At 43.5% G+C, this 11,926-nt stretch carries 7 protein-coding genes, 1 tRNA gene and 1 riboswitch; of the genes, 4 read left to right on the plus strand and 4 right to left on the minus strand.

Translation table 11 applies throughout. The features are described 5' to 3' along the window. The first annotated feature begins 204 nt into the window (after positions 1 to 204). From AC5JPT_RS04075 to AC5JPT_RS04090, 4 genes are all read left to right on the plus strand, one after another. Positions 205 to 2,523, plus strand: coding sequence for an NADP-dependent malic enzyme (locus AC5JPT_RS04075; RefSeq protein ID WP_493857200.1), 2,319 nt, complete (start codon positions 205 to 207; stop codon positions 2,521 to 2,523). Between the two features lie 188 nt (positions 2,524 to 2,711). Continuing rightward, positions 2,712 to 3,893 (plus strand): tRNA nucleotidyltransferase, encoded by a 1,182-nt coding sequence (locus AC5JPT_RS04080; RefSeq protein WP_493857201.1) that lies wholly within the window; start codon positions 2,712 to 2,714, stop codon positions 3,891 to 3,893. 77 nt (positions 3,894 to 3,970) lie between these two features. Next, positions 3,971 to 4,747: a pteridine reductase gene (locus tag AC5JPT_RS04085; protein ID WP_493857202.1), complete on the plus strand. Its 777-nt coding sequence runs from the start codon at positions 3,971 to 3,973 to the stop codon at positions 4,745 to 4,747. Positions 4,748 to 4,840: 93 nt separating this feature from the next. After that, positions 4,841 to 4,917: transfer RNA gene (locus tag AC5JPT_RS04090), tRNA-Ile, on the plus strand. A 576-nt stretch (positions 4,918 to 5,493) separates the two neighbouring features. On the opposite strand, the gene AC5JPT_RS04095 is transcribed toward AC5JPT_RS04090, so the two are convergent. The 4 genes from AC5JPT_RS04095 to AC5JPT_RS04110 all read right to left on the minus strand — a co-directional run bounded on the left by AC5JPT_RS04095 (position 5,494) and on the right by AC5JPT_RS04110 (position 11,926). Further along, positions 5,494 to 6,105: a manganese efflux pump MntP gene (locus AC5JPT_RS04095; protein WP_493851994.1), complete on the minus strand. Its 612-nt coding sequence runs from the start codon at positions 6,103 to 6,105 to the stop codon at positions 5,494 to 5,496. After that, a riboswitch (yybP-ykoY riboswitch) is annotated at positions 6,076 to 6,244 on the minus strand. (Overlaps the previous gene by 30 nt.) 218 nt (positions 6,245 to 6,462) lie before the next feature. Next, positions 6,463 to 8,862 carry a TonB-dependent receptor gene (locus tag AC5JPT_RS04100; protein WP_493857203.1) on the minus strand — a complete coding sequence of 800 codons (2,400 nt, stop codon included), beginning with the start codon at positions 8,860 to 8,862 and terminating at the stop codon, positions 6,463 to 6,465. 194 nt (positions 8,863 to 9,056) lie between these two features. Further along, on the minus strand, positions 9,057 to 9,710 hold the full coding sequence (locus tag AC5JPT_RS04105; RefSeq protein WP_493857204.1) for an RraA family protein: 654 nt from the start codon (positions 9,708 to 9,710) through the stop codon (positions 9,057 to 9,059). A 77-nt stretch (positions 9,711 to 9,787) separates the two neighbouring features. After that, positions 9,788 to 11,926 carry an IucA/IucC family protein gene (locus tag AC5JPT_RS04110; protein ID WP_493857205.1) on the minus strand — a complete coding sequence of 713 codons (2,139 nt, stop codon included), beginning with the start codon at positions 11,924 to 11,926 and terminating at the stop codon, positions 9,788 to 9,790.

Raw genomic sequence — 11,926 nt, forward strand, 5'->3', positions numbered from 1 at the left:
AATTGCCAATAGTGCTAGAATGACTATTTTTGCTAGATTGCTTTTTTGACTTGATCTTTGATCACCGATCATGATGCCTATGGTCGCTAGTCGTCTAATGTCTTTGTACCCTCTAATTATTATCTTATAGTAATTTTTGAGGGTTAGACGTTATGTTCATCACCATTTAATTTATTCCAATTTATTCCAACCATGGCAATTATTATGAATGACGATACCACTTCGAATACGGATAACCTCAGTACAGAAAAAGAGCAGTTTGAACAAGCTGCCTTACATTACCATGAGTTTCCACGCCCAGGTAAAATATCAGTAACCCCTACTAAGCAGTTGGCTAACCAACGCGATTTAGCACTTGCCTACTCTCCAGGTGTCGCTGTACCGTGTCTTGAGATCCAAAAGGATCCAAAGCTTGCCTCTAAATATACGGCACGTAACAACTTAGTTGGTGTCATTACTAATGGTACTGCTGTACTCGGTTTGGGTAATATCGGTCCATTGGCATCAAAACCAGTTATGGAAGGTAAAGGCGTTTTATTCAAAAAATTCGCAGGTATCGATGTTTTTGATATTGAAATCGATCAAAACGATCCAGACAAGTTTATTGAAGCGGTTGCTTCACTTGAGCCTACATTTGGTGGTATCAACTTAGAAGATATCAAAGCACCAGAATGTTTCAAAATTGAACGTGTACTACGTGAACGCATGAACATTCCTGTGTTCCATGATGACCAACATGGTACTTCAATTATTGTTGCCGCAGCAATGCTGAACGCTTTGCTAATCACTGGCAAAAAAATCGAAGACATCAAAGTAGTCTGTTCAGGCGCAGGTGCTGCTGCTATTTCTTGCCTAGATATCATTTGTGCGCTTGGCGTTAATAAAAACAATATCTTGGTGTCAGATTCTCGCGGTATTATTAGTACTAGCCGTGAAAACCTTGACGAAACCAAACAACGCTACGCTCGTGACACGACAGCTACTGCTATCGAAGAAGTCATGGACGATGTTGATATGTTCCTTGGACTATCCATGCCAGGCACCTTATCAGAAGATATGGTTCGCCGTATGGCAAAAGACCCTATCGTCTTTGCACTTGCCAACCCAACACCTGAAATCATGCCTGAGCTAGCGCACGCTGTGCGTCCAGATGTGATCATGGCGACCGGACGCTCAGATTATCCAAACCAAGTAAACAACGCGTTGTGCTTCCCGTACATTTTCCGCGGTGCATTGGATGTTGGTGCAACTACCGTTAACGAAGAGATGAAAGTAGCCTGTGTAAAAGCAATTGCTGCGATGGCACACGTTGAAGCAACACCAACCACCAACGTCAGAAATATCGAGACCATGAAAAGCTTTGGTCGCGAATACCTGATCCCAGGACCTCTAGAGCCAAACTTAATCATTGAAATTGCCTCTGCTGTTGCCAAAGCAGCGATGGATTCAGGGGTCGCGACACTGCCTATCGAAGATATGAAAGCCTATCGCCAGCGTCTGTCTGAGTTTGTTTACAACTCAGCGTTTGTGATGAAGCCTATCTTTGCGCGTGCTAAATCTGCGCCAAAACGTATCGTATACTGTGAGGGTGAAGACAACAACATCCTATTAGCCGTACAGGTCGTTGTCGATGAAGGACTGGCTCAACCTATCTTGGTTGGTCGTCCAGCGGTCATCTCAGCCAATATCGAAAAACTTGGTCTGCGTCTAAAAGATGGTGTAAACATCACTATCGTTAATCAAGATGATGATCCACGCTATAAAGACTACTGGCAGGGCTACTACGAGAAGAACAAACGTCGCGGTGTAAGCATTGAACTTGCCCGTCGTGATGTGCGCCGTAAAACCACTCTGATCGGCTCTTTGTTGGTTGACAATGGTGACGCTGATGGCATGGTATGTGGTACATTCAGTGATTATCAGATGCACTTAGAATATGTCAAAAACGTCATTGGTAAAAAAGAAGGCGTGAATGATTTCTATGCGATGAATGCGGTATTGATGCAAGATCGTAATATATTTATTGCTGACACCTATGTCCATGAAGACCCAACCGCTGAGCAGTTGGCTGAAATGACGGTATTGGCAGCAGATCAGTTACACCGCTTCGGTATCACGCCACGCGTTGCGCTAGTGTCTCATTCTAACTTTGGTGCCTCAAACCGCACCAGCGCTGTCAAAATGCGTAAGGTTCATGAGCTGCTGACTGACATGAATGTAGACTTTGAATTTGAAGGCGAAATGCAGGGTGATTCAGCGTTGAATGAGAATATTCGTCTGAACGATATGCCATCAAGCCCACTAAAAGGTGCTGCAAACTTACTTATTTTGCCAACCCTTGATGCCTCAAACATTGCCTTTAATCTACTCAAAACAGCAACAGGCAGTGCGTCTATTGGTCCTATTTTATTAGGTACTAATAAGCCAGTACATATTTTGACGCCATCAGCTACTGCACGTGGCATCGTCAACATGACTGCATTGACTGTGACTGAAGCGCAAGACCTAGAAAACGAAAAATAGTCGTATACTGTACTTAGTTACCATACATTGCACTTAGTACAAATACATTATTAGAAAGGGCTCTGTCATTTATTGGCAGGGCTCTTTTGTTATAATAAAACCAGTCAGTGCTCGTTCATAGCATTGACTGGTTTTATTATGGTTCGCTATTGAACTGATGATTTACAGTGCAATACAAAGAGGCTTTTATGCAAATCTACCTTGTCGGCGGTGCGGTACGTGATCAACTGCTAAAGCATCCCATCAAAGATAAAGACTTCGTTGTTGTTGGCGCTACTGCCGCAGAGATGCTTGATGCTGGATTTCAGCAAGTAGGTGCTGACTTCCCTGTTTTTTTGCACCCTCGCAGTCATGAGGAATATGCGCTAGCCCGCACGGAGCGCAAACAAGGCTCAGGCTACAAAGGCTTTAGCGTACATGCCAGTCCCGATGTCACCTTAAAAGAAGACCTGCAACGTCGTGACCTAACCATCAATGCCATGGCTATCGAGGTCACTAGTCTCACGGATGACACCCCTATCAGCGGCAACGTCATCGATTACTATGGTGGATTGGAAGACTTAGACAATAAAATCTTACGTCACGTGTCTAGTGCTTTTAGCGAAGATCCATTACGAGTATTAAGAACGGCTCGATTCTATGGACGTTATTACGATTTAGGGTTTATTATCGCGGATGATACTTTAACGCTGATGCATCACTTAGTGAGTTCAGGAGAGCTTGCTCACTTGAGTGCAGAACGCATTTGGCAAGAATCGAGTCGCGCCACCATGCAACTATCACCGCAAGTATACTGGCAGCAGTTGTTTGATATTGGCGGACTCATAGAGCATTTTGCCCCACTACATGATGCTTGGGAAGACACTTGTATACGAGAGACGGTTCAGACTGCCTTGTATTTTGCAGGTCAAATGCGCTTAAACTTATCACAGCGTTGGACGCTATTGATGATAAGCCTTGCCCCTTCACTATTTAAGAGCGAAAACTCTGAATCTGACTTTAACGTATCAACTGCTACAAAAAGCATTAATAGTATCGGTAACACAGCCAAAGTACCCAAAACACATACTCAGTTCGCTACCCTATTTGCGCAGCAAGCCAATAAACTATGCACAATAAACAGTCTAAGCGCTGCTGACAAGATTGACCTATTGCAAACATGCGGCGCTCACAAGGAGCCAGATAAACTATCGCAATTACTTGTGTGTAGTCATGTCTTACAACTGGCCATACAACATCGTCAAATGATGCTAGCGCTAAATAGCTTTCATGCTATCGGTATGACTGACATTGCCTCAGACCTTAAAGGCCCCGCTATTGGGGCAGCCTTACGCCAAAGTAGGATTGATCACTTACAGGCACACGGCTAATATTAGAACGCACTCAAAACAGTATTCTCAGTATTCTCATTATGAACAAAGAACCTAATGCATTTCAGCGAACAAGCATGAGTACTCAAACACCTGTTATGCTGGTAACGGGTAGCGCCAAGCGTATTGGTGCAGCGATTATTAGAGCAGCACACAGCCAAGGCTACTGCGTCATTATTCATTGTCATCGTAGCGAGACAGCAGCGAACCGTTTAGCAGCTCAACTCAACGATATGCGTGATAATAGTGCCATCGTTATCGTTGCTGATCTGGCAGTAGTCAATGATGACACGGCATTGAACCAATTTGTCCAAAATGTCATGTCCGCCTTTGGACAGCTTGATGTCCTGGTACACAATGCGTCAAGATTCTATCCTAGTCCACTTGGTGGCATCAATCATGCGCAATGGGATGAGCTGTTTTTGACCAATGCTAAGGCACCTTTATTATTGAGCCAAACGCTACTGCCCTATCTCAAACACCAGCAAGGCTGCATTATCAGCTTATTGGATATTCATGCGAAGGATAAACCGTTTGCCAATTATACAGTCTACAATATGGCAAAGGCTGCCCATCGAATGATGGTGCAATCGCTAGCACTAGAGCTCGCACCAGATATACGCGTCAATGGTGTCGCACCTGGTGTGAATATCTTACCTGATCCTAATGGCGACCAAGCCCTCGATCTCACACAGCAACAAGAGATTATTGACTCAATTCCTATGCAAAGAATAGGCAAGCCTGAAGATATTGCGCATAGTGTGCTGTACTTGATACAGGCACATTATGTCACTGGCGAGATTATCACTGTGGATGGTGGGCGTAGCCTCACGATGGCTGGTAGTGGTTTTTAACTAAGACCATCACTTATAAATAATTTCTCGATTTCTTCTTATCTTTTACTTGAAAAATTAAAAAATTCAGGTATCATTGTGCGTCTAACGTTAGGGCCCATAGCTCAGTTGGTTAGAGCAGAGGACTCATAATCCTTTGGTCGTAGGTTCAAGTCCTACTGGGCCCACCACATTTAAGTATTAATAAAAAAGACCTTCAAGAGATTGAAGGTCTTTTTTATTGTCTGCTGTTTTTTGTTGGCATACCAGAACTCTATGTATAAGCGTAAGCACAAACACTTGAGTCAGGCCTCTTCGCTAGCAACGACTAATTGTTGATAGGCAATTGCTGATTCGATGCCAGGGATATATACTCTTATAAGAGAATGTATCTATAAGGGAGATTAAATTGTTTATTAATCATAGCAAGTGCCCGAAATGCGATACCAAACTAAAGCGCTCTGATTGGCGCTGTAAACACTGCGGTCACCAGAATTTGACGAACTGGAAGTTAACGTTACCTATGTGGGGCATAGGCATTTTTATCGTCATGGTGACCATACTGTTTATCATCAACAACTTTTGTGGTGCTGAGTTTTTCAGGCCTTTTACCAATAGCTATAGCGTGATGTGTTAGTTTTAGACCCAAAAAAAGCCTAACCATTGATTCAGACAAGCTTTTTAAGGTCAGCAAGCGCTCTGCTCCTGCAAGTCAGTAATAGATTGATATCATCACTATCTGTCCGCAGTTGGCAGTTTTTATGTGGTTATTGAAGATGGCTTAATAAGATCCACGTGCCGATAGCGATCAGCATAAAACCACCAAACACTTCGGCTCTATGACCGATTAGTGAGCCTAATATCCTGCCTAACATCACGCCCAGCGTGACCATTACCGTGGTGGCTAAGCCGATGAGACCTGCCGCTAAGAAAATATTGACCTCTATAAATGCCAAGCTCACACCGACAGCCATCGCATCGATACTGGTACCAAATGCCGTTATAGCAAGTTTAAAGAACGAATGTCTACGCGGTGCTTCTATTGATTCGTTACTTGGCTTAAAGCCCTCATACAGCATATGCATACCGAGAGCAGCAAGAATAACAAAGGCGACCCAGTGATCCCATGCTTCAATGAAAGCAGTGTCTACAAAAGAGGTGGCAGAACGACCGATAAGCCAGCCAATGATAGGTGTGATGGCTTCAATAGTGCCAAAGATAACACCCATTCTCAGAGCTTCGGTAAAACGAGGATTTTTTAGATTTGCGCCTTTACCAATTGCCACAGAAAAGGCATCAGTAGACATAGAAAAAGCAAGTAAAAGAAGAGCAATAGGGTTCATTTGAGTATCTCTGGTCGAGTATAGAGTCCACGACATAGCCACACCCTCGACCTGCAGTGTAGATATATCGATGGTCTCGCCAACCGAGAGGTGTTCGTACCATGGCATGTGGCCAAGTATGTTGATACGGACGCTTTCGTAGAACGAAAACAGGCTACTCCCCAAAGAACGCTTAGACTACCATCTATACGCTATAAGTCAATCATAAAATATCAACCTAGCAAGTGTTTGACCTGATATGGTTAAAAACATATAGCGCTAGTAAATACTTACTGGCTACATACACCTATTAAAGCGCTATCAACATTTGATTTTTTATACTAAAAAACCTTTCATACTAAAAATTAGCACGAAAGGTTTCTAATATTGATACTTCTTGGACAATATTACTGTTTAGTAATCAACGGTATAGCTCAAACCATAAGTCGTACCTGAGGCAGGTAGGCGGTTCAAATCACCAAAGGTCGTTTGATGATAGACTGTTAAATAGTCTTTATTGAGCAAATTATAAACGCCATAGTCTACTCGGCCGACTGGCATTTTTACTTGTCCCAATACATCGAGAGTCATGTAACCTGTAACTGGCAATGCACTAGAGTCAGGATCTTGCTGTTGGTCTTTAAAAGCTTCATCATCACCGCCAATTGCTAATGCTTGCAGGCGAATATTGCTTCCTTCATCAAACTGGTACTGGGCAAATGCGGTACCTTTGAGCGGGGTTAGACGTACGGCATCCAATTCTAGCCAGTCGCCATCTTTATCATACTGACCACGGGTATAGGCCACACTACCGCCCACTTGCCACTTATCATTGATATCATGACTAAGCGAGCCCTCTACCCCATAGACACGCTCATCGGTATCGACAACTTCTACGGTATAGCTGTCAGTAAAGCGCACGACTTTGTCTGATTCGTTATAGAATCCACTCAAGCGTGCTGCTGTATCACCATGTTTGCCTTGCCAGCCAAACTCGTAGTTGTTGATCGCAATCGGTTGTACGTTGTCTGAGTTGACCACAAAGCCTGCACGCACATCACGCAGCGCGCGTTGTATATCTGCTGTCGTAAACCCTTGTGAAAAATTGGCAAATACTTGATCATTTGGGGTTATTTGATAGCTGGTACCAAGGTTGAACAAGGTTTTGTCATGGTCGGTACTGCCTTTTTCTACGTCGCCTGCTTGATACTCAATGCCATAAGCTGCGCTTGTCGCACTGATAGCAGAACTATTAAAATACTCTTCAAGCAGCTGTTCATAGATGGGCGTAAAGGTATCAGTCTCAGATTTGAGCTTTTGGTAACGTACGCCAGCACTGGTATGCCATTTGTCAGTTATATCTACGTCTGCATTGACAAAAGCGCCCCATTTATCGATGGTCGTATCTGGTCCACCGTTATAAGTAAGCCCATTCGTTTGAGCACTTAAGCCATTACTAGCAAGGAACGTATTTAGGTCTTGACCGTAGTAAGTTTGCGCACTATTTTCGCGTTCGAAATCAGCACCGTAGCTAAACAGTGTCTTTTTTCCTGCAATTTCCGTTTCGGTTTGCATGGCTGCTCGCAAACCCATTACTTCAATATCAGCTTCTGACTGAGTGACAAATGTTGCAGCACCTGCCAGTTTCTTCAATGTGTCTTCATCAGTTAGCCCATTGGCTTGCCATACCTCAGTCGCTTGGTCTCCTGCGGTTTTACCAGAAGGGTAAAAACGGCCTTTTTCATCTCGGTAGTAACCCGTCAAGCTTAAGCTAGACCCTGATCCCACAAAATCATCATCACTATAATTTAAATTTATCGAGCTTTTTTCGGTATAAGGCTCATTTTCTACATTGGCACCATCAATGGCTTCTAAAGACGGGCTGGCACCAAATAATACTGCCAAGCCATCACCGTAGTCTGGGCCATAGTCAGTATCTTGCTTATCTTTGTAATAAGTCGCTGCAAGATCAAGACGTTGGGTATCCGTTAGCTCTATACCTAGGCTACCATTCACACTCAGCGATTCAGTATCTTGTTGATCCGTTTGGTTCACATCTGGACTGATACGATCGCCATGGCTATCGAATTTGCCGCCTTTGCTATCATAGTCGACGTCTAGGCGACCATACATCCGCTCACCGCCATATCCTAACGTCTGCCCCACATGATAACCCAATGAGTCAGACTCAAAATCACGACTGCTACTGACACCCACTCTGGTCTGTCTGATAGGACCGTAACCTACGAGAGATTTGGTCACAAGATTAATCAAACCACCTGCTGCACCAGCACCGTAGATACTGGTAGCGCCCGAGAGTACCTCTACTCGCTCAAGCTGCGCAGGATCAATACTGTTTAACTCGCGTGAAAGACTGCGTGAGCTGCTCAGAGGTACACCATTTAGCAGAAACTGCACAGGACGACCGTGCATAGTGGTGCCATAATTACTGGTTGAGCCACTACTAGCACCTAGACTTGGAATCAGCTGTGCCAAAATATCACCAGTCGTACGGTCGCCTGTTGCCTGCACCTGAATCTCGTTTTCGGTGATTACTTGGGTGACTGATGGCATCTCACTGATTTTTTGTGCCAGTGCCGTACCTGTTCTCGCTTTAGCCGTAACATTGATAGTGTCTAAAGTCACATTAGGTGTCTCATCTGACGATAAATTTGATGCTGAATTTGACGTCAGTTCTGTTGAAATCTGCGTATCTAATACGGTATCCGCTTCATTGGTATTGGTTTGAGCATATAACTGTTGGCTGATGCAGAGGGTAAGAACAGATAGAGCGACTTGATGATGGCTTTTCATGATTGTTTCACTTAGATTATTTCAATGAGTTGATAGATAAATAGTGGTATGAGTCATATTTAGCTAATATTACTGCATGTACTAACTTTGTGAATGATATTCTAAATGATAATCATTTTTATTTCCATATGTATTTTTACATTACTAGCGGGTGAAGATTATAGCTATCGTAAGTTTAACTGTACAACTTCCCGTTAGGAATTTGATGAGCTATTGAACAGTTTATCTAACTCATCGTTACTATATGCCTCAAAAAATAGTTGGAACTTTACCTCATCCTCTCTATGCTTCTTTTGGAAATCTGGTAATAGCTGCTGTGCGACATTAATGGGCAACACGAAGACCCCGTCATTGTCCATAATGGCGATATCGCCTGAATGAATCGTCGTGGTCTGCTCACCAAAATGATAGGCAATATCGGATGCTAGCGTGCCTTTTATATGATCGCTTTTAAATGTGGTCACAGCACTGATACCTTGTGCAAATACAGGAAATCCCAATTGTTGAATTTGTACCGAGTCCGTTGCCTGTCCAATGACAATGACGGCGGATAGCTTCTCATAGATAGCGGCGCAAGTGCGCAGTGCTCCCCAACATGCCTTGATACCTAATATTTGAGCATCAATACATAACACATCATTAGGCGCTGCTTGAATCAATGCCTGGTTAATCACATCCGTGTTGTCCGAGGTTAGTTGGACTGTTAACACTCGGCCGACTATGGTAGCCGTGCAGGGACTGAGTGCTTTGATATCTGGTAAATACCCTTCCTCAGTCAGATGACCAATAGTTGAAGTACCTATCTCTTTATAGCTATCTATAAGGTCGTGAATATCGATTTCAGTCATAATGTTCTCACTATCGCACTTTTTAGCTTTTTTGTTTCTCGATAACTTTTATCGCATTGTTAATTTCTAAGTAGCTATTAGTTAGTTAAATGGGTTCGTTGGCTAGCTGATTTTTTAACACGCCTGAACGGGTTGATCGTTTTGCTTTCTCCAGCTGGCATACTGCCATGAGGATCAGAACCACGGGCAATAACGGGCAATAGCAATGTTTTATGCGGGTAATGTGAATTGTTCAGTAGCTCGTCACGAAGTATCTGACGTTGATCGTCATCAAAATCGATAGTCACCAAGGATTCCTCAATACTGGTCATTACCTCGTGCCACAGCGTCTCTTCATTGATATGATAGTGCTCAACCAATGACTCGATAATCGCTCGAATATTGACTAGCAATCCTAGCGACTGTAGATAAAATATCAGCGCTTGCGGCGTCTCTCGATATAAGCGGTTTTTAAAATCTGGTGGGCTTAAATACTCAGGATTTGCTATTTGATGACGTGCCAGCCATGGTAGATGAATGCGTACGGAGTCATGGTCACGCAATAACAGACTGGTAAAATGATTGTATTTTAATACGATAACAATATTTTGCCCGTGCATCTCAGGCGCAAATCCTAGGCGTAGACAGCGCAGTATCGTACCCAAAAACACGTCACAAAGATTTTTAAAACACGCTATGACAGCGGGTCTTTTATTCTGTGGCGCGCCTTCTTGAAAGCTGTCTTGAGCACTATTCTGGTTAATACTATGAATGCCCTCCTGAACAATGCCATCAAAAATGTGATGACTAACACCTTGCTGATATACCAACATACCCAAGCTTGCCATAGGAAACAGTCGAATCGAATCGTCAAACAGATCTGCTGGTAGTTGGCGTAGCATCGCGCCTAGATGCGTGGGCTTTTCTTGATAAAAGTAAGGATTTATAGCGCTTTTATCATGCAAATGAGACGGAGACATATAGCCCCACCATAGACGTTCATCCCATAACTGTAACTGTGCTGATAGTACAGAGTCTAACGTTCTTGCCTGCATCAATATGGCTTGGTTTTTTTCACCATTGATTAGCTTGAGGGCTGGCAAGTAGCGCTTTGAGTTCAGTGCATACACACCTATAGGCAGCTTAATGCTATTTGGCGTATTAGTATCAATCAGCATACTACGCATGGACGAGCTGGCATAAGTGATGAGCGCATCAAAAGTCAGGGTGACAACTGTACCATTGGCAAGATCGTCGGCATACATGTCATCAACCACATGAGTCATTTGCCAAGGGTGTACAGGCATCGCAATGTGCGTATCCGCTATTCCTTTGTCATCTAGCTCTCGCATCAAACTCTGCTGCTGCGTAGTGTCCAAAAGATAAGACGCTGGATTTTGTATTGTCATGTCTTGAACATGCTCTGCCACCATGACATGGCTTTTGGCAATGGCGACCCATACCAGCGTGATAGGCTGATTAAACTCTGCCATATAGCGTTTGTATTCTGTTGCCGTAAAGCCCAATTTACCTTTTGCCAGTGGATGAAACGGACGATCCATCAGTGAGGCCCACTGCTCCGCTGCAATCAAGGTTTGATGCCAATGCGGATACTGACAAACTGCCGTTGTGATGTTTGCTGCTACGGATTGTTGCTGAGCTATAAAAGAAGCCTCTAAGCTCTCTTTTAGCTTTAAGGCACCGACGTCAGATAAGCTGGTACTGTCCATCATTGATAAAAAAGTATCTAGCAAGTGCTGTGCTAAGCTTACTGGCTCTAGCCAAGCATTTTCTACATAATGGTTGTTATTGAGATTGCTATCAACAGTGTTATTGATATTGCCCTTAAGGTTATGTATGACAGGCAGACAAGATTTAGACAATCGCCACGGTGATGCGTAAGCAGGCTCTACCAATAGTAATAACTGTCTATCTTGGTCAACCTGCATCACCATTAATGGGTTATCTTGGTCAAAAAAATCTTGATATTGCTGTGGTAGCGACGCTAAAATTTGATGCGCGTGTTGAGCTTGAGACGCTTGTGACGTCTGATGATTTGCCAAGTACTCAGTAGTGGTTGTCACTTGAATAAGGCGCTCCTCCACCCATTGCTCTAATAGAAAACACTCTACTAAATGGCTAATCAACGACCATTGAATAACCTCGATATTTGGCTCAGGGTTTGCATCAAGGGAGCTTTTTTTCACAGGGATTTGCACAGGGAATAATGTATGCAT

The organism is Psychrobacter sp. H26 (assembly GCF_059073035.1).

Coding starts and splice junctions, on each gene's coding strand:
- AC5JPT_RS04075 (WP_493857200.1), top strand. CDS start 205: ATGAATGACGATACCACTTCGAATACGGATAACCTCAGTACAGAAAAA.
- AC5JPT_RS04080 (WP_493857201.1), top strand. CDS start 2,712: ATGCAAATCTACCTTGTCGGCGGTGCGGTACGTGATCAACTGCTAAAG.
- AC5JPT_RS04085 (WP_493857202.1), top strand. CDS start 3,971: ATGAGTACTCAAACACCTGTTATGCTGGTAACGGGTAGCGCCAAGCGT.
- AC5JPT_RS04095 (WP_493851994.1), bottom strand. CDS start 6,105: ATGTCGTGGACTCTATACTCGACCAGAGATACTCAAATGAACCCTATT.
- AC5JPT_RS04100 (WP_493857203.1), bottom strand. CDS start 8,862: ATGAAAAGCCATCATCAAGTCGCTCTATCTGTTCTTACCCTCTGCATC.
- AC5JPT_RS04105 (WP_493857204.1), bottom strand. CDS start 9,710: ATGACTGAAATCGATATTCACGACCTTATAGATAGCTATAAAGAGATA.
- AC5JPT_RS04110 (WP_493857205.1), bottom strand. CDS start 11,926: ATGCATACATTATTCCCTGTGCAAATCCCTGTGAAAAAAAGCTCCCTT.